Below are 18,791 nucleotides of genomic sequence, written 5' to 3'. Positions count from 1 at the left end.
AAAGATGTAAATAGAAACCTGTTTATAGCACTATGATCAACGGCTACTTTGGTCGTTTTTATTGAGTGATAAAAAAAAGCGAGGCTAATTAGCCTCGCTTTTTTACATTTAATTTACGCGTTACTCCGCGAATACATGTGATATTGCGGTTTATCGCTCACACTCTTATTGCATTAACTTTCAGGTAAATCTAAACCAAAGTGTAAATATGCACGATGAGTGGCAATTCGCCCTCTCGGTGTACGCTGCAAATACCCTTGCTGAATCAGGTAAGGTTCTAACACATCTTCAATCGTGTCTTTCTCTTCACCAATCGCTGCTGCTAAGTTATCAAGCCCAACAGGCCCACCCATGAACTTATCAATAATGGCCATTAATAACTTACGGTCCATATAATCAAAGCCACTGCTGTCGACATCTAGCATATCAAGCGCTTTCGCCGCCACATCTGGGCAGATATGGCCATCAGCCATCACTTCAGCATAATCTCGGACACGGCGTAGTAAGCGATTGGCAATACGCGGCGTACCACGCGCACGGACAGCGACTTCCATCGCCCCTTCTTCTTCCATCGAAAGTTCAAGGCAATTAGCACTGCGTTTTACAATGTCTTTCAGATCTTCAACTTTGTAATACTCTAAACGCTGGGTAATACCAAAGCGGTCACGCAGTGGTGAAGTTAGAGAACCTGCACGCGTTGTTGCGCCGATTAGGGTAAATGGTGGCAAGTCGATCTTAATTGAGCGAGCAGCAGGTCCTTCCCCGATCATGATGTCCAACTGATAGTCTTCCATCGCTGGGTAGAGCACCTCTTCGACTTGAGGGCTTAAACGGTGGATTTCATCGATAAACAACACATCGTTTTCTTCAAGGTTCGTCAGCAATGCCGCAAGATCACCGGCTTTCTCAAGCACAGGTCCTGACGTTGTACGAATGCTGACACCCATTTCATTCGCGACAATATTGGCTAGCGTTGTTTTACCTAAACCCGGAGGGCCAAAGATCAATAAGTGATCCAGTGCTTCATGACGAAGCTGCGCCGCTTTGATGAATATTTCCATTTGGCCACGAACATGATCTTGGCCTTGGTAGTCTTGCAGCAATTTAGGGCGAATAGCTCTGTCTATCACATCTTCATCACGGGATGGTTCAAAGTTATTCGAGATAAGGCGATCTGCTTCAATCATTATTTAGCTATAACCTTTCTTAAACCATAGAACGCAGTGCATCACGAATAATCGCTTCACTTGTCATCTCTGGTTGAGCAACTTGTGATACCACTTTCGATGCTTGCTGTGGTTTGTAACCAAGCGCAACTAACGCACTTACTGCTTCATCTTCAGCACGTGCTGATGATTGTGCCGCGATCGCTTGTGACGCTGCTGTATCTTGTGCTGGCGTAAAGAGATCACCTTCACCCCACCCTTTCAAGCGATCTCGCATTTCAATCACTAAACGTTCTGCAGTTTTTTTACCAACACCAGGGATTTTCACCAGGGTTGTGACATCTTCGTTTTCAACACTCAATACAAATTGACTTGCTGTCATCGCAGAGAGAATAGCAAGACCCAGTTTAGGGCCAACGCCATTAGCTTTAATCACTTCGCGGAACAATTCACGTTCGCTCTTTTTATTAAAGCCATACAGTAATTGTGCATCTTCACGTACAACAAAATGCGTAAAGATAACCGCTTCTTGGCCGACTTCTGGCAGCTCATAAAAACAGCTCATTGGCATTTGAATTTCATAGCCCACACCACCACTTACTTCAAGTAAGACTTCAGGCGGTTGTTTTTCAAGTACGGTTCCACGTAGACGACCAATCACAGCTTCATCTCTATCTTTGAATCAATAATTGGCACTAGGATAGTCAAATACTGGATGGACATCCAGCTATTTATACGGATTGAAATAGGTTGCAGGCACAAAAAAAGCAGCCTCGGCTGCTTTTCCTAAATATAACGGCTTAGCGATAACGGCCACGGCGGGCACCACTCGCACGTCCAGCCATCGCAATTAATGTTTTATGCGTATGGGCATGACAAATTGCCACTGCCAATGCATCGGCTGCATCCGCTTGAGGTTTTCCCGGTAATTTCAATACCGAGCAAACCATGTGCTGCACTTGCGCTTTATCTGCGCCACCAGTACCAACAACGGCCTGCTTAATTAATCGCGCGGCGTATTCACTCACAGGTAAATCTGCATTAACCGCAGCCACAATGGCACTGCCTCGCGCCTGTCCCAGCTTAAGTGCTGAGCTGGCATTTTTTCCCATGAAGACTTCTTCAATCGCAAAGGCGTCAGGCTGAAATTGAGTGATCACTTCAGACACGCCTGCGTATATCTGCTTTAGCCTTCCAGGAATATCCTCAGAAGAAGTACGAATGCACCCACTGCCAAGGTATTCAAGATGTCGACCTTGTTGACGTATCACACCATAACCTGTGATACGAGAACCAGGGTCAATACCCAAGATAATGGACATATTTCGCCTTTATACAAACAACTTATAGCTGCTCTGCAACCTCATCCGAAATTTCACCGTTATGGTAAACTTCTTGAACATCATCAAGGTCTTCGAGTGCATCAATCAAGCGAAGTAACTTAGGTGCTGTTGTTGCATCCAGCTCAGCTTTGGTCGACGGAACAAGTGTTACTTCAGCGTTTGCAGCTTCAAAACCTGCTGCATCTAATGCATCTTTCACGGTTCCAAAATCAGCCGGTGTGGTGTACACATCAGTAGAGCCATCATCGTTGGTTTCAACGTCATCAGCACCACCTTCAAGGGCCGCTTCCATGATCGTGTCTTCATCTAGGCCAGGAGCGTAAGAAATCACCCCCTTTTTATCAAACAAGTAGTTAACACTTCCGTCAGTCCCTAGGTTACCACCCGCTTTGCTAAATGCATGACGCACACCTGAAACCGTACGGTTACGGTTGTCTGTCATACACTCAACCATGACAGCAGTACCTGCAGGGCCATAGCCTTCATAAATAACGGTTTCAACACCTTCGTCACCTTCACCACCCGCACCGCGGCTAACTGCACGGTTAATAGTGTCACGTGTCATATTATTTGAAAGTGCTTTATCAACAGCCGCACGTAAACGTGGATTATTTTCAGGTTCTGCGCCGCCTTCTTTAGCTGCAACGACGATTTCACGAATTAACTTAGTAAAGATTTTACCGCGCTTGGCATCCTGTGCCGCTTTACGGTGTTTGATATTGGCGAATTTACTGTGTCCAGCCATGATCTACTCCGAATTAGTCCCAATGAGTAAGCGCTACTTGCTCCCTCTGGGTAACGTCATAAAACGTTATTCCAAAAAAAAAGCTGATCAGATCTGGGCGATCTGATCAGCTTATCAAAACAATTAAGCGTTGTTAGCTTGGTCTTTCTTTGCAATCGCAACAGCAATTGATAGCTCTTCAAGCGCAGCAGGGTTTGCTAGGCTTGGTGCATCAGTTAATAGGCAAGATGCCGCTGTTGTTTTAGGGAATGCAATAACATCACGGATGTTATCTGTACCACAAAGCAACATCACTAGGCGATCAAGGCCGAATGCTAGACCTGCATGTGGTGGTGTACCGTACTTCAATGCTTCAAGTAGGAAACCAAACTTCGCTTTTTGCTCTTCCGCTTCAATACCTAGAATGCTAAATACCGCAGATTGCATTTCTGCGTTGTGAATACGTACAGAACCACCGCCCACTTCGTAGCCGTTGATAACCATATCGTAAGCATTTGAGTTCGCCGTTGCAGGGTTAGCCGCAAGCTCTTCTGGCGTCATACCTAGTGGCGATGTGAATGGGTGGTGCATCGCGTGCAGGTTGCCTTCGTCATCTTCTTCAAACATTGGGAAGTCGATAACCCATAGTGGTTTCCATGCTGACTTATCAGTCAGTTCAAGGTCTTCACCCAGTTTAAGACGAAGTGCGCCCATAGCTTCTGTTACAACACGCTTGCTGTCAGCACCAAATAGGATGATATCACCCGTTTCAGCAGCTGTACGATCAAGGATTGCGTTAACAACGTCTTCGTTTAAGAACTTAGCGACTGGAGATTGAACACCTTCTAGGCCCGCTGCGCGGTCGTTCACTTTCATCCATGCTAGACCTTTCGCACCGTAGATACCAACGAACTTAGTGTATTCGTCGATTTGCTTACGAGACAAAGATGCACCGCCTGGTACACGAATAACCGCTACACGGCCTTTTTCGTCGTTTGCAGGGCCAGAGAATACTTTGAATTCAACATCTTTTAGGATGTCAGCAACATCAACAAGCTCAAGTGGGTTACGTAGATCTGGCTTATCAGAACCAAAACGACGCATCGCTTCTTCGAACTGCATAATTGGGAATGCGCCAAGATCTACGTTTAGTAGCTCTTTCCACATTTCAGTGATCATACGCTCTGTCACTTCACGCACTTGAGGTGCGGTTAGGAAAGAGGTTTCGATATCGATTTGAGTAAATTCAGGTTGACGGTCAGCACGTAAATCTTCATCACGGAAACATTTAACGATTTGGTAGTAACGGTCAAAGCCAGACATCATTAGCAGCTGCTTAAATAGCTGTGGTGATTGTGGCAGTGCGTAGAAGTTACCTTTATGAACACGGCTAGGTACTAGGTAATCACGTGCGCCTTCTGGCGTCGCTTTTGTTAGTACTGGTGTTTCGATATCTAGGAATAGGTTGTCATCTAGGAAACGACGAACAAAGCTAGACGCTTTAGCTCGCAGCTTGATGCGATCGCTCATTTCTGGACGACGAAGGTCGATGTAACGGTACTTTAGACGTTGCTCTTCAGAGTTCGTTTGGTTGAAATCTAGAGGAAGTGCTTCAGAACGGTTAATGATCTCAAGACCTGTTGCTAGTACTTCAACTTCGCCTGTTGCCATGTCTTTATTTACTTGGCTCTCAGGACGAACGCGTACTTCACCGGTAAAACGAATACAGAATTCGTTGCGCAGTTGGTTCGCGACTTCGAATACTTCTTTCATATCCGGATCAACGACTACCTGAACAATACCTTCACGATCTCGCATATCAACGAAAATTAGACCGCCTAAATCACGGCGACGGTTAACCCAGCCGCATAACTCTACTGTTTGCCCTGCTAGGGACTTGTTCAGGTGACCACAATATTGGGTGCGCATAAGAAATTCCCGATCTGTTTACTTAAATCCTGTGAGCGATTTTAGCAAGCGGCTTATTTCGCTTGCACAGGTTGACTCATCCCGACCGCAAATCGCTCAAAATTCATCCAAAACTGATGATTAGGTGTGGTCGAGAGACAAAAATAACGCGTTATTATAAAGCAAAAGTTTTAATGTAGGAAAAGAGGACGGTCGAAATCAAGTAAAAAACACGAACAAAACGTGTTCCGTTGGTTAGATTCACACATTTTGTTGAATCCGTGCGCAGTGACGCACGCCATAATTGCCAAGTAAAGTCTGTTTCACCTATAACGTAAGCTAAAAAGGAAAATATATGTTAGCCGCTTCAACCGAACATCACTTCCCTATTCGGCTAGGTTTAGCCATGTGGTCACATAACCACTGGCAGTCTTCGTTATATGGCAGCGGCTGTAAAAATAATGACCGCTTGGCACGATATGCCGAAGTGTTCTCTACAGTTGAAGGCAACACGACCTTTTATGCTACGCCTGCAAGTACCACAGTGAAGAAGTGGCACGATGCTACGCCCGATGATTTTCGCTTCACCTTCAAACTACCCTCAACCATTACCCACCAGCACCAATTACAACATTGCGATCAACTGATCACGGACTTCTTTAGTGTGATGTCGCCGCTAGAAAATAAAATCGGACTGTGGAAAATTCAGCTTCCTGCGCATTTCGGGCCTCAGCACCTACCACTACTGGCGACTTTTCTTGGTCGTTTACCCAAGCATTATCCTATTGGCGTTGAAGTACGCCACCCAGCCTTTTTTACTAAAGGAGAAGAAGAAAAAGCACTGAACCAGTTACTCATCGCGCACCATGCTAATCGCATTATTATGGATAGCCGCCCCGTATTTGCCGCACCGCCTACCACGGAAGCGGTTATTGATGCGCATCAGAAAAAGCCCAAAGTCCCCGTTCATGCCATCGCCACCAGCAACTCGCCTATGGTGCGCTTTATTGGTCACCCTGAAGATTCAAGTAATGATGCTTTCTTTGCCAATTGGTTATGTCGATTACCCAAATGGATAAATGATGGGAAGCAGCCTTATCTGTTTATTCATACCCCAGATAATAATCATGCCCCCGAACTGGCAACTCGCCTGTATAAGAAGCTTCAACTCAAAATGGCTGAAACAGATTTTCCCAATGTTGAGCTACCCAAAGCCGAACCAAATCCGCAGTTTAAGCTCATCTGACAACTTCCCTTCTTTATATTGCAGGTTGGTAGAAGTTCGCGGCTAAATTATGGCTTTCACGGGTTTTGCCCTCTCCAAAAATCCCTAAAGACAAACGGCCGCATTTTTTCTACAATACGCGCCTTTTTAGAGGATGATGGATCATGCCTCGTGCCTGTTTATATTCAGGCTAACTGCATTATGCATACCATTTCCTAAAGTTTAAGAGGTTCGTGAGAATGGCTGGCCACGACAATATATTTGCAGCGCCGATTGAAAAGATGGGGGACTTCACATTTGACGCCCGCGTTGCTGAAGTTTTCCCTGATATGATCCAACGCTCTGTACCGGGTTACAGCAACATCATATCGGCGATTGGCATGCTTGCTGAACGTTTTGCAAAGCCGCATTCAAATATTTACGACCTTGGTTGTTCATTAGGGGCTGCAACCCTATCTATGCGTCGTCATATTCAACAAGAAGGCTGTGCCATTATTGCCGTGGATAACTCTTCTGCGATGGTTGAACGCTGCCGCTTACATATTGACGCATACCGTTCAGACACCCCAGTGACTGTGATTGAAGCCGATATCCGTGAAATTGAGATCACTGACGCTTCTGTTGTAGTGCTGAACTTTACCTTGCAGTTCCTTTCACCGCACGACCGCCAACAGTTACTTGAAAAGATCTATGCAGGCCTTCGTCCTGGCGGCATATTGATCCTTTCGGAAAAATACATCTTTGAAGACGATTGTTCGAACGAGTTATTAATAGACCTTCACCACGACTTTAAACGTGCTAATGGTTACAGCGAGTTGGAAATCAGCCAAAAACGCAGTGCGATTGAAAACGTGATGCGCCCAGACAGTATTGATACTCACCGCGAACGTCTCGCAAACATTGGTTTTAGCAGCTCTGAAGTCTGGTTCCAGTGCTTCAACTTTGGCTCTATGTTTGCGATTAAATAAGGTTTTAAGTTACACATGTTTAGTTTTTCAGAATTTTATCAGCTGATCGCACAACACGAGACGCTACGCCCTTGGCTTAACACACTGCCAAAACAACTTGATGAATGGGAACGTGCACAACACGGTGATATGGGTCGTTGGACACGTGCTTTGCAAAAATTCCCGACCGATAAACCCGATACCATAGATATTAAGAACGCCGTCAGTGTTTCTTATGAAGACGGTATTGCGGATGGCGAACAAAAGCGCTTAGAAAGCCTACTACGTTTGCTTCACCCGTGGCGTAAAGGCCCGTACCATGTGCACGGTATTGATATCGATACTGAGTGGCGCTCTGATTGGAAATGGGATCGTGTATTACCACACATTTCACCACTGAAAAACCGAACCGTTCTAGATGTTGGCTGTGGTAATGGCTACCACATGTGGCGCATGCTAGGTGAAGGTGCAAAACTCACCGTTGGTATCGACCCATCAAACCTATTTTTAGTACAGTTCGAAGCTATTCGCCGCCTAATGGGCAACGATGAGCGCGCATTCTTACTTCCTCTTGGTATTGAAGAACTACCTGAACTGAAAGCATTCGACACCGTATTTAGCATGGGGGTGCTTTATCACCGCCGCTCACCACTAGACCATATCATGCAGTTAAAAAATCAACTTCGTAAAGATGGTGAAGTGATTCTTGAGACTTTGGTGATCGAAGGTGATGAAAACACAGTATTAGTCCCGACTCACCGTTACGCACAAATGCATAATGTCTACTTTTTCCCATCAGCTAAAGCACTGAAGGTCTGGATGGAAAAATGTGGCTTTGTTGATGTACGTATTGTTGACGAAAATGTCACCACCACCGATGAGCAGCGATCTACTGATTGGATGACCAATAACTCACTACCTGAATACTTAGATCAGAATGACCCAAGTAAAACGGTGGAAGGTTACCCAGCACCACGTCGTGCAGTCTTGGTGGCTCGAAACCCAGATTAAACCACTATAAAGTCATTTTTTGGTTATTTGTTGCCTACCTGCCTTCGCATTAATAACAAAATGATTAAAAGATGACTTCATACTGACATTGGGGTGCTATTCGCTCCCCCTTTTGTACGCTAAACTAGCGTCGTTTATAGAAAAACAATAATTATTTACCGGAGATATGATGCTTCGCCGTAGTTTTCCCTTATTGGCCCTCGCCTTGCTTTCTGGATGTGCGCTAAATCAGCCTGAACAGCATCAAAAAACCCTACAAGCTATTAGTGCAATGGAAGTCAACGTTAATAGCCAGCTCTTAACAATGTCTGATCAAATAGATCAACAAAATGAACATATTGCAAATCTAGAAAAAGAGCTATTATCATTATCAGAGGGAGTTAATAACGCACCTATCCGCACTATTATTCAACCTCAACAAATCGTGACTGAACAACCTAAAAAGGTCGTACCGATTCAAATGGAAGCACCAAACCCTAAGATTGCTCACGGTAAAGCGATTCTAGGTGAAGAAGAATGGGTGTGGTTAGACTCTGTGCAATCTCACTTTAAAGCGCGTATTGATTCAGGTGCAACAACGTCCTCGCTAAATGCTGTTGACCTACAAGTTTTTGAACGTAACGGCAAAGAGTGGGTGCGCTTTAATTTGAACCATCAGCTCACTGAGGTAGCCGAAGAACCTGAAATATTTGAGGCTCCTGTATTGCGTTGGGTGAAAATCCGTCAATCAACTAGCCAAGAAGCGGTTCGTCGCCCTGTGATCGAAGCTTGGGTTCAATTAGGCTCATTACACGAGAAAGCACAGTTTACACTCGCAGACAGAACACAAATGACCTACCCAGTTTTACTTGGGCGAGAATTCTTTAAAGATATCGCTCTTGTTGATGTCGGTAAAAAATATGTTCAAGGCAAGGACGAACCCGAACAACTAACACAACGATAATGATGAGGATGTCATGACATCAAGAATACCTTTTTATTTTCTCGTCACCCTGCTCATCATTGCGGGTGTTGGCCTTAGCCAATACCGTCATGAAGTGTATGGTGTACCATGGACGCCAGGAGAGAAGCGTGCACTTTGGGAGCTTGAAGCGCGCGTAGAATTCGATGCTATTGGCGATCCTGTCAAAGTATCAATGGCTGCGCCAGAAACGCAGAAAGGCTTTACGCTTATCGATGAAAGTACCTCTTCACCAGGTTACGGTGTGGCACTGATCGATACCGATAAAGGCCGACGTGCTGAGTGGTCAATTCGAGAAGCCACCGGCAAGCAAATCCTCTATTACAAAACACAAATGCTGGTTGATGACCAAGCGCAGTTTGACCAATCACCGCCTAAAGGTGAGACGGCAGCCGTGAGTTTAGATAATCCACAACAAACTGCTGCGACGGCCCTACTCGATCAAGCGCGTACTCTGTCTTCAGATAATCTGACGCTAACACGCGAGCTTATTAAGCAATTTAACGATAAGCAAAATCAAAATGCCTCCTTGCTACTCAATAACTTGAGCCGTGAAGATGCCATTATCAGCTTACTATCGTTGGAAGGCATCCATGCGCGAATGGTCGGTGGGCTGGTGCTTGAAGATGGTCGTCGTCGTCAAAGCATTAACCCCTTAGTCGAAGTATGGAATGGCGAACAGTGGTTGCTGTTTGATCCACAAACAGGCGAAGAAGGTAAACCGGAAGACGTCTTAGTATGGAACCAAAAAGGTCACTCCATGCTCGATGTTGTCGGTGGTCGTAACTCAAATGTGAGTTTCTCTATCATCGCGCAAGATATCACCCCACAACGCGCCACCAGCGAAAAAGTAAAAGCAGAAGATCTACTTAACTTCTCGATCCACAGCTTGCCGGTTGAAGAACAAGCCATGTTCAAAACCATCATGCTAGTACCAATTGGTGCGCTTATCGTGGTCTTCCTTCGCGTAATTATTGGCTTAAAAACCTCAGGAACCTTCATGCCAGTCTTGATTGCGGTGGCCTTTGTGCAAACCCAATTAGTCACAGGTATTATTGGCTTCTTGTTGATTGTCGGTACCGGTTTGATCATTCGAAGTTACCTCTCGAAGCTCAATCTCTTGCTCGTCGCCCGAATATCCGCGGTTATCATCACGGTCATTATGATTATCTCGGTATTTACCGTTGTCGCCTTTAAGATCGGTTTAGTTGAAGGACTTACCATTACCTTCTTCCCGATGATCATCTTGTCATGGACTATCGAACGTATGTCGATCCTATGGGAAGAAGAAGGGGCGAAAGAAGTCTTTATTCAAGGTGGTGGTTCACTGCTAACCGCGATTTTAGTCTACTTAGCTATGACCAGTGAAGTCATTCGCCACTTAACATTCAACTTTATCGGTGTGCAGTTAATTATTCTGGCTGTTATTTTGATGCTAGGTAACTACACAGGCTACCGCTTAAGTGAATTACGCCGCTTTAAGCCCCTAACGGAGGACTAAGCTATGTCTTTATTGTCACAGTTTACCTCACCATTCAGGCTTCGTGACCGTGGCATCATGGGCATGAACAAGCGTAATCATAGCTACATTGGACGCTACAATGACCGCAGCTTGTACCCTCTTGTGGATGACAAGCTCAAGACTAAAAAGATCGCACAACAAGCAGGGGCTACCGTACCTGAGCTGATTGGTGTTATCGATAGCCAAGTGTATGTAAAACGCGTCCACGACATGGTAAAAGACTGGCCGGGCTTTGTAATTAAACCCGCCCAAGGTTCTGGTGGTAAAGGCATCCTCGTTATCGTCAAACATAAAGACGGTGTCTACACCAAACCATCAGGTGCTGAAATTTCAAAGCAAGATGTCGAGCGTCACATCACTAACACCTTAGCGGGACTGTTCTCGCTAGGGGGCAAAAATGATGTGGCTATGATTGAAAACCTGATTCAGTTTGATGATGTTTTTGACGGCTTCAGCTACGAAGGTGTGCCAGATGTGCGGGTGATTGTGTTTAAAGGCTACCCTGTAATGGCGATGATGCGTTGCTCAACAGCCGCATCTGATGGTAAAGCAAACTTACACCAAGGTGCGGTGGGTGTCGGTATCGACATCGCGACAGGTAAAGCCGTTCGCGCGGTACAGTTCAACCAACCGATTGAACGCCACCCTGACACAGGACGTTTGTTGAGTGAGCTCGCTGTACCTAATTGGGACCGGTTGCTGACTCTCGCTGCGAGTGCGTGGGAAATGGCAGGTCTTGGTTATATGGGGACCGATATGGTACTCGATAAATCCAAAGGCCCTATGGTACTAGAATTAAACGCTCGTCCTGGTTTAGCGATTCAAATTGCCAACGGCTGTGGCTTATTACCTCGCCTGCAGCACATTGAACACATGGGCACCCCTAATGATATTCCAACACCAGCCGAACGCGTTGCTTATGCCGCAGATCAGTTTGGTGTAAAGCCAATGGCGAAGTAACGCTAAAGCCTTCGTTAATACATAATGTGAACGCAAGCAGCTCTGATAAATAATCAGGGCTGTTTTTTTATGCCACGCTTTCCTTATACTGCTATTACTGTCCTCTTTCACATAGCTATTTGATTATGCCTGAGCTACCGAGTCACCCTCTTTTCGATCCTATTATTGAACGTCGTCACTCCAATAGCATTAAATGGAGCAAATACGCAGACCAAGACATACTTCCTATGTGGATTGCTGACAGTGACTTTGCCGTACCGACAGCAATTACCGAGGCGCTTCACCAACGCGTAGACCATGCGATTTTTGGTTATAGTCATGCCCCTGAACGCCTTACCCAGCTAATTGTCGAGCGTATGTCCACCCGCTTTAATTGGCAGATAGAACCAGAATGGATTGTGTATTTACCCGGATTAGTCTGTGGCATAAATTTATGTGTCCGTGCATTTACCGATGATCAGCAAGGTGTAGTGACACCCAAGCCAATTTACCCCCCTTTCATGTCATCGATAAAATTGGCAAAGCGCACCTTATCAACCATGCCTGTGACCTTGCAGGATCAGCGCTGGCTGCCAGACTTATCGCAGACAGAGCTCGCCACGAACACCAAACTAATGCTGCTTTGTAATCCCTTAAACCCAGGGGGAACCGTTTATCGCCATCAAGAATTAGCGCAAACCTTGGCATTTGCACAACAGCACGACCTGATAGTATGTTCAGATGAAATCCACAGTGATTTAATACTCGATGAACACGCAAGGCATATCCCATTTGCCAGTTTAAACCAGCAAGCCGCACAGTGTAGCGTCACCTTGATCGCCCCAAGTAAGACCTTTAACATTGCGGGCCTTGGCGCCTCTATGGCCATTATTCCTAACCCAGAACTTCGTCGTCGGTTCAATAAAACCAAACTCGGCATTGTTCCTGATGTTAACGCTCTTGCTTATACCGCTGCACAAGCGGCTTATGAGTATGGTGAAAACTGGCTCACTCAGCAAATTGGCTATTTACAGGAAAACCGATCGCTACTCACGGCTGAAATTAACGCAATGCCTTACCTCAAACTTCATCCCATCGAAGCGACCTATCTAGCTTGGATTGATGCATCCGCCCTTCCCGTACCAAACCCACACACCTTCTTTGAACGAGCTGGCGTGGGTATGTCACCCGGTGCCGATTTTGGTAATAAGCAATTTGTTCGCCTTAACTTTGCCTGTAGCCGTGCGTTACTTGTTGAAGCACTGAATCGAATGAAAACAGCCATTACCCAGCTAAGTGCTCAGCCAGAATAAAGTCGCGGAAAAGAAAACCATCAGGTTTTAATAAAAAACATTAAAGAATTCAATTCGTCATCCGATAAAAGAGGTATCACATAACAGAGCCTCTTTTTATTCAGATGCAAATCCATACGTTAGACAAAGCGCTGCTGATAAACGAAGTACAGCTAGGTAACCAACTCAACCACGCGGTTGAAACGGGTCGCCGATCTGACTTCGCCTTGATGCTTGCCATGCTATCGCCGGATTATTTGGAAAAGACCCCGACGGAGCTTCCCCCCGCCGAAGGAAAAACAGAAGAAGAGCTTCGTGAACACTTTGAACTTGCTCGTCCTCAGCCGCTAACAAGTACCGAGCATTGTTACGAGCGTGCGGCTTTGCAAGCAGATGCTTTCCATCGCGGTGGCTTACGTAGTTCACAGTTTTTACATGAGTTACAGCCAGCGGCCCTGACTTTCCCACCACAAGGGACCAAAGGCATGCCCGAAGAGTTGTACCACAACTTATCGGGCCATGAACGACGCCGCTTGCCACCAGCTGAAGAAGCAAAGCTCCAAGTTTCACCACAAGACTTATACTTATCGCTGGTCCATGCTAAACGCTTTGCCGAAATGCATCACGCAGCGTGACCCTCTTCAAACATCCATCCTGAATGACACCGTCTTTAGTGACCCTAATCATACCTTTGTAGATATCCCTCTTTATCACTGACACAATTGACTAACATTTGAGCATGACCTGCAAAGTCTTGTTGTATTAAATGCAGCTTTCGACCATAGCAAGTCACTCTAGGCGTCATGCTATACATAACAATTCACTTTCTAAAAGTATGTACAAATAATCGCCTATAGCAGTCAAGCGTATAAATACGTACTCACTCAAGAACTCAATAGTCATTAATACGGATGGTCGCCATGGAAATTGTGCAATCTGTCATACTGATCACTGCCGCAGGTAGCCCAATAGGTAAAGCCATTTCACTGCACTTTGCTTCGCTGGGAGCAAAATTGGCGCTTGTTGACATAGATAAAGTCCAGCTGGATCAGACCTACCGAGCATGTAAAGCCTGCGGGGCTCAGTGTGAAGCCTATAATCTGGCTCAACAAGATGAGGCCAGTATTAAACACATCTTCGATTCAATTAACCAGCGATTTGGTTCGATTGACGTTTTGATCAACTACACTTTAGGGGCTGAATTACCAGCCCTTTTCTCACCCGCTTCCGTAGACAAATTCAGTCACTCCATGATTGAGCTCGCAACGACTTTTTTTGCTTTTGGCAAACAAGCAGCGCACTACATGCGAAGTTGTAATCGCAAAGGCGTCATTGTCAATCTCATCACTCAACCCCAAGACAGCGATCAGCTCCTCAATTTTGATAGCACTAAAGCCATGGTGTCAGGCTTAACACAAAGTTGGGCGAAAGAGCTCTCAGATTTTAATATCCGTGTCGGTGGGGTTGTGCCTATTACGCTAGGTTGCGACTGTAGTGATTGTTCAACCAACCACGTAATAAACCAACATTTGCAGTATGAAATTGTACGAAGCGCAGAATATATTGTGACCAATGACTATTTCAACGGTCGGATATTAGAAGCAGAAATATAGAATATAACGATAATCGCCACATATAAAAAAACCCGCCAATTGGCGGGTTTAAACATTACAGTGTGCTAGCAATCAAGATTAAGCTTTCGCTTTTTCTTTTTTTGCTTTTGGTGCTTTAGCTGGCTCTGACTTTTTGATTACAGTTGTACCTTCAAACGTCTCACCTTCAACGTATGCTTTACCGTAGTAAGCCGCTGTTAGAACATCTTTCAGCTCGCTGATTAGTGGGTAACGTGGGTTAGCACCTGTACATTGGTCATCGAACGCTTCAACAGACAGTTCGTCTAGTTTCGCTAAGAAATCAGCCTCTGGAACACCCGCTGCTTGGATAGACAATGGGATCTCTAGGTTGATTTTTAGTTCTTCTAACCAAGCTAGTAGACGCTCAATTTTCTGAGCTGTACGGTCACCTTCGTGAGATAGACCTAGGTGGTCAGCAACTTCTGCGTAACGACGACGTGCTTGTGGGCGGTCGTACTGAGAGAACGCAGTTTGTTTCGTTGGGTTATCGTTCGCGTTGTAACGTACAACGTTAGAGATAAGCAGTGCGTTAGCTAGACCGTGTGGGATGTGGAACTCAGCACCCAACTTGTGCGCCATTGAGTGACACACACCTAGGAAAGCATTCGCAAACGCGATACCCGCGATAGTCGCAGCATTGTGTACTTTCTCACGAGCGATTGGGTCAGCAGCACCGTTCGCGTAGCTTGATGGTAGGTATTCTTTTAGCATCTTAAGTGCTTGAAGTGCCTGACCGTCTGAGTATTCGTTCGCAAGAACAGATACGTATGCTTCTAGTGCGTGAGTAACTGCATCGTAACCACCAAATGCTGTTAGCGACTTAGGCATGTTCATGACTAGGTTCGCATCAACGATAGCCATTTGAGGCGTTAGCTCGTAATCAGCTAGTGGGTATTTTGCGCCCGTTTTGTCGTCGGTAACAACGGCAAATGGTGTAACTTCAGAACCCGTACCAGATGTAGTAGTGATACATACAAGCTCAGCTTTCTTACCCATTTTAGGGAACTTGTAGATACGTTTACGGATATCCATAAAGCGCATTGCTAGTTCAGCAAAGTGAGTTTCTGGGTGCTCGTACATTACCCACATGATCTTCGCAGCATCCATTGGTGAACCACCACCAAGCGCTAGAATAACGTCAGGCTGGAAGCTCTTCATCGCTTCAGCACCTTTTTCAACAACAGATAGCGTTGGATCCGCTTCTACGTCGAAGAAAGTTTGAACTTCGATACCTTGTGCTTTCAGTAGTGATACAACTTCGTCTGCATAGCCGTTGTTGAATAGGAAACGGTCAGTTACTAGGAATGCACGTTTCTTGTCTTCTAAATCGCTCATTGCGATTGGAAGGCTACCACGACGGAAGTAGATAGATTTTGGTAGTTTGTGCCACAACATATTCTCAGCTCGCTTCGCTACTGTCTTCTTGTTGATAAGGTGTTTAGGACCTACGTTCTCAGAGATAGAGTTACCACCCCATGAACCACAACCAAGCGTTAGAGAAGGCGCTACGTTAAAGTTGTAAAGGTCACCGATACCACCGTGAGTAGTTGGGATGTTTACAAGAATACGTGCAGTTTTTAGTTTGTCACCGAAGTAACGAATACGGTCAGCGTTAACATCTTGGTTAGTGTAAAGACCAGATGTGTGGCCGATACCGCCAAGCTCTACCATTTTAACCGCTTGGTCTACCGCGTTCTCGAAAGAAGACGCACGGAACATACCAAGTGTTGGAGATAGTTTTTCATGTGCGAATTCGTCTTCAACACAAACTTCTTCACCTTCACCGATAAGGATTTTGGTGTCAGCTGGTACTTTAACGCCTGCCATTTCAGCAATCTTAGTTGCTGGCTGACCAACGATATCTGCGTTTAGTGCACCGTTGATAAGTAGTACTTTACGTACTTTTTCAGCTTCAGACTTAGACAGTACATAACCGTTGTGAGAAGCAAAACGCTCTTTCACTTCGTCGTATACTTCATCCATAACGATGACTGCTTGCTCAGAAGCACAAACAACACCGTTATCGAATGTTTTAGACATAAGTACAGATGCTACTGCACGCTTGATGTCAGCAGTTTCATCAATAACAACAGGAACGTTACCTGCACCTACACCGATAGCTGGTTTACCTGAAGAGTAAGCCGCTTTAACCATACCTGGACCACCAGTCGCAAGAATAAGGTTAATATCGTCGTGCTTCATTAGCGCGTTAGAAAGCTCAACAGAAGGTTGGTCGATCCAACCAATGATGTCTTTTGGTGCACCAGCAGCAACAGCAGCGTCTAGTACTAGCTTAGCAGCATCATTTGTTGAGTTTTTAGCACGTGGGTGTGGCGAGAAGATAATCGCGTTACGTGTTTTAAGAGAGATTAGAGATTTGAAGATTGCAGTAGATGTTGGGTTAGTTGTCGGTACGATACCGCAAATAATACCTACTGGTTCTGCGATGGTCATTGTACCTAGGTTGTCATCTTCATCTAAGATGCCACAGGTTTTTTCATCTTTATATTTGTTGTAGATAAATTCTGAAGCGAAGTGGTTTTTAATAACCTTATCTTCAACAATACCCATACCAGATTCAGCAACAGCTTGTTGAGCTAGAGGAATACGCGCATTGTTAGCCGCTAGGGAAGCTGCACGGAAGATTGCATCTACCTTCTCTTGAGAGAAAGTCGCAAACTCTTTCTGAGCCGCTTTAACACGTGCAACCATTGCATCTAGTTCAGCCATATTTGTTACAGGCATAGTTAACTCCTAACTTAATATTGAAAACTTTTTAGTAAGGATACGTCTCAAATCCTATTTGAGTTTGAAACAGCAACGAATTTCCATTACATCGCTGCAACACTCATACTTAGTAAATTGCTTTCAAAACTGATTATATTATTTCACACCTCGAAAGAAATTGATTCAGATCACTTGTAACCCATTTGAGGTATAAATTGTCAAAATCCGATTTACATCATGTAAAATCAACAGGTTAATCGTAGATTATGCGACCAAGTCGCTATCTTTTACAACCTAGTGCCAAGAATCCTCAATTTCCACAAAGTGAAATATTACGTAATAAACCTACAAATATTACACATATAAGTATCAATTGTGACTCCCCTCACAAAAAAAATACCACTTAGCTCAAACTTTGTTTCATAAGTGACTAGCACGTTATTCACCCCTTAAGGGTAATACGTAAAAAACCGATTAACAATGACATAACAGGCGGACGCAGTTAATCCCTGTTAACTCTCATAATTACTTTTATTTCATTGGTGATTAACAATTGTTTGGCTTAAAATATCGTCAATTAGCTGCTACGTTCTATTTCGTTTCTTTTAACATGTGCACCAAAATGCATTTATAAGCAGATTAATCACGTTGGATTCGCCACCTCACCATCACTTGGTGACACCGTTCCAGTAGTTCTTACTCTCGTATGATGATTAACCTATGCAAACAATCGAATTTGCTATTTTCCTTCAGTTTTTTGTCGGCTTAATTGCTGCCGTCAACCCCATCGGTATCATGCCGGTATTTGTGTCCTTAACAGCTCATATGAGCCCTGAAGAACGCAATAAAACCGCCTATACCGCCAATATTGCTGTCACTGTGATCTTGACGGTTTCATTACTTGCTGGGCAGTTCTTACTGGATATGTTCAGTATTTCGCTGGATTCATTTCGCGTCGCGGGTGGCTTGCTCTTAATGAGCATCGCTTTTTCGATGATGAGCGGGAAACTCGGTGAAGATAAACAAAACAAACAAGAAAAGTCTGAATCAGTCAGCCGTGAACAAATTGGGGTTGTGCCGCTCGCAATGCCACTCATGGCAGGGCCTGGTGCAATCAGTTCTACCATTGTTTACGGTGCGCGCTACCCAGGTCTATCAAACACCGTCGGTATCGCGGTGACGATTTGTCTATTCGCTTTTAGCTGTTGGCTGCTATTTCGTAGTGCACCGATTATCGTACGCTTCCTCGGTCAGACCGGCATCAACGTTATCACCCGTATTATGGGTTTGATCCTAGCGGCTTTAGGTATCGAATTCATCGCAACAGGTTTACGCGCCCTATTCCCCGGCCTGAGCTAAACGCTAAGCTTAACCAAGCATAAAAAGGGGAAG

16 protein-coding genes are annotated in these 18,791 nt (G+C 45.0%); 10 read left to right on the top strand and 6 right to left on the bottom strand.

The window, feature by feature from the left end; translation table 11 throughout:
- Positions 1-173: 173 nt before the first annotated feature.
- The 5 genes from ruvB to aspS form a co-directional block, all read right to left on the bottom strand.
- Positions 174-1,187, bottom strand: coding sequence for a Holliday junction branch migration DNA helicase RuvB (gene ruvB / locus L4C35_RS04805; protein ID WP_428461802.1), 1,014 nt, complete (start codon positions 1,185-1,187; stop codon positions 174-176).
- A gap of 19 nt (positions 1,188-1,206) precedes the next feature.
- The gene (gene ruvA, locus L4C35_RS04800) at positions 1,207-1,827 is read right to left on the bottom strand and encodes a Holliday junction branch migration protein RuvA (RefSeq protein ID WP_428461801.1); all 621 of its coding nucleotides are present in this window, start codon (positions 1,825-1,827) and stop codon (positions 1,207-1,209) included.
- 139 nt (positions 1,828-1,966) lie between these two features.
- Complete coding sequence (ruvC, locus tag L4C35_RS04795) at positions 1,967-2,488, bottom strand: crossover junction endodeoxyribonuclease RuvC (protein ID WP_428461800.1); 522 nt, start codon at positions 2,486-2,488, stop codon at positions 1,967-1,969.
- Between the two features lie 22 nt (positions 2,489-2,510).
- Positions 2,511-3,254, bottom strand: coding sequence for a YebC/PmpR family DNA-binding transcriptional regulator (locus L4C35_RS04790; protein ID WP_428461799.1), 744 nt, complete (start codon positions 3,252-3,254; stop codon positions 2,511-2,513).
- A gap of 123 nt (positions 3,255-3,377) precedes the next feature.
- Entirely contained in the window at positions 3,378-5,162 is a 1,785-nt protein-coding gene (aspS, locus tag L4C35_RS04785; RefSeq protein ID WP_428461798.1) for an aspartate--tRNA ligase, read from the bottom strand.
- A 334-nt stretch (positions 5,163-5,496) separates the two neighbouring features.
- Between aspS and L4C35_RS04780 the strand changes: the two genes are divergently transcribed.
- The 9 genes from L4C35_RS04780 to L4C35_RS04740 all read left to right on the top strand — a co-directional run bounded on the left by L4C35_RS04780 (position 5,497) and on the right by L4C35_RS04740 (position 14,651).
- Positions 5,497-6,387: a DUF72 domain-containing protein gene (locus tag L4C35_RS04780; RefSeq protein ID WP_428461797.1), complete on the top strand. Its 891-nt coding sequence runs from the start codon at positions 5,497-5,499 to the stop codon at positions 6,385-6,387.
- A 218-nt stretch (positions 6,388-6,605) separates the two neighbouring features.
- Positions 6,606-7,334 (top strand): carboxy-S-adenosyl-L-methionine synthase CmoA, encoded by a 729-nt coding sequence (gene cmoA, locus L4C35_RS04775; RefSeq protein WP_428461796.1) that lies wholly within the window; start codon positions 6,606-6,608, stop codon positions 7,332-7,334.
- A gap of 15 nt (positions 7,335-7,349) precedes the next feature.
- A complete protein-coding gene (gene cmoB, locus L4C35_RS04770; RefSeq protein ID WP_428461795.1) occupies positions 7,350-8,324 on the top strand; it encodes a tRNA 5-methoxyuridine(34)/uridine 5-oxyacetic acid(34) synthase CmoB in 975 nt (324 codons plus the stop codon).
- Between the two features lie 169 nt (positions 8,325-8,493).
- Positions 8,494-9,267: an ATP-dependent zinc protease family protein gene (locus L4C35_RS04765; protein WP_428461956.1), complete on the top strand. Its 774-nt coding sequence runs from the start codon at positions 8,494-8,496 to the stop codon at positions 9,265-9,267.
- A 13-nt stretch (positions 9,268-9,280) separates the two neighbouring features.
- Entirely contained in the window at positions 9,281-10,786 is a 1,506-nt protein-coding gene (locus L4C35_RS04760; protein WP_428461794.1) for an inactive transglutaminase family protein, read from the top strand.
- A gap of 3 nt (positions 10,787-10,789) precedes the next feature.
- On the top strand, positions 10,790-11,767 hold the full coding sequence (locus L4C35_RS04755) for an alpha-L-glutamate ligase-like protein (protein WP_428461793.1): 978 nt from the start codon (positions 10,790-10,792) through the stop codon (positions 11,765-11,767).
- 125 nt (positions 11,768-11,892) lie between these two features.
- Entirely contained in the window at positions 11,893-13,059 is a 1,167-nt protein-coding gene (locus L4C35_RS04750; protein WP_428461792.1) for a MalY/PatB family protein, read from the top strand.
- Between the two features lie 104 nt (positions 13,060-13,163).
- Positions 13,164-13,673 (top strand): VC2046/SO_2500 family protein, encoded by a 510-nt coding sequence (locus tag L4C35_RS04745; RefSeq protein ID WP_428461791.1) that lies wholly within the window; start codon positions 13,164-13,166, stop codon positions 13,671-13,673.
- Positions 13,674-13,958: 285 nt separating this feature from the next.
- Positions 13,959-14,651 (top strand): SDR family oxidoreductase, encoded by a 693-nt coding sequence (locus L4C35_RS04740; RefSeq protein ID WP_428461790.1) that lies wholly within the window; start codon positions 13,959-13,961, stop codon positions 14,649-14,651.
- A gap of 78 nt (positions 14,652-14,729) precedes the next feature.
- Here the strand turns inward: L4C35_RS04740 and adhE are convergent, their stop codons facing one another.
- Positions 14,730-17,417 carry a bifunctional acetaldehyde-CoA/alcohol dehydrogenase gene (adhE, locus tag L4C35_RS04735; RefSeq protein ID WP_428461789.1) on the bottom strand — a complete coding sequence of 896 codons (2,688 nt, stop codon included), beginning with the start codon at positions 17,415-17,417 and terminating at the stop codon, positions 14,730-14,732.
- Between the two features lie 702 nt (positions 17,418-18,119).
- Here adhE and L4C35_RS04730 point away from each other — a divergent pair.
- Positions 18,120-18,758, top strand: coding sequence for a YchE family NAAT transporter (locus L4C35_RS04730; protein WP_428461788.1), 639 nt, complete (start codon positions 18,120-18,122; stop codon positions 18,756-18,758).
- Positions 18,759-18,791 lie beyond the last annotated feature (33 nt).

The sequence above is a fragment of the Photobacterium kagoshimensis genome (assembly GCF_050337045.1).
Taxonomy (GTDB): Bacteria; Pseudomonadota; Gammaproteobacteria; order Enterobacterales; family Vibrionaceae; genus Photobacterium; species Photobacterium kagoshimensis.
The sequence above is the reverse complement of the archived record's forward strand: the minus strand, read 5'-3'. Positions and strand labels throughout refer to the sequence as shown.

Coding starts and splice junctions, on each gene's coding strand:
- ruvB (WP_428461802.1), bottom strand. CDS start 1,187: ATGATTGAAGCAGATCGCCTTATCTCGAATAACTTTGAACCATCCCGT.
- ruvC (WP_428461800.1), bottom strand. CDS start 2,488: ATGTCCATTATCTTGGGTATTGACCCTGGTTCTCGTATCACAGGTTAT.
- L4C35_RS04790 (WP_428461799.1), bottom strand. CDS start 3,254: ATGGCTGGACACAGTAAATTCGCCAATATCAAACACCGTAAAGCGGCA.
- aspS (WP_428461798.1), bottom strand. CDS start 5,162: ATGCGCACCCAATATTGTGGTCACCTGAACAAGTCCCTAGCAGGGCAA.
- L4C35_RS04780 (WP_428461797.1), top strand. CDS start 5,497: ATGTTAGCCGCTTCAACCGAACATCACTTCCCTATTCGGCTAGGTTTA.
- cmoA (WP_428461796.1), top strand. CDS start 6,606: ATGGCTGGCCACGACAATATATTTGCAGCGCCGATTGAAAAGATGGGG.
- cmoB (WP_428461795.1), top strand. CDS start 7,350: ATGTTTAGTTTTTCAGAATTTTATCAGCTGATCGCACAACACGAGACG.
- L4C35_RS04765 (WP_428461956.1), top strand. CDS start 8,494: ATGCTTCGCCGTAGTTTTCCCTTATTGGCCCTCGCCTTGCTTTCTGGA.
- L4C35_RS04760 (WP_428461794.1), top strand. CDS start 9,281: ATGACATCAAGAATACCTTTTTATTTTCTCGTCACCCTGCTCATCATT.
- L4C35_RS04755 (WP_428461793.1), top strand. CDS start 10,790: ATGTCTTTATTGTCACAGTTTACCTCACCATTCAGGCTTCGTGACCGT.
- L4C35_RS04750 (WP_428461792.1), top strand. CDS start 11,893: ATGCCTGAGCTACCGAGTCACCCTCTTTTCGATCCTATTATTGAACGT.
- L4C35_RS04745 (WP_428461791.1), top strand. CDS start 13,164: ATGCAAATCCATACGTTAGACAAAGCGCTGCTGATAAACGAAGTACAG.
- L4C35_RS04740 (WP_428461790.1), top strand. CDS start 13,959: ATGGAAATTGTGCAATCTGTCATACTGATCACTGCCGCAGGTAGCCCA.
- adhE (WP_428461789.1), bottom strand. CDS start 17,417: ATGCCTGTAACAAATATGGCTGAACTAGATGCAATGGTTGCACGTGTT.
- L4C35_RS04730 (WP_428461788.1), top strand. CDS start 18,120: ATGCAAACAATCGAATTTGCTATTTTCCTTCAGTTTTTTGTCGGCTTA.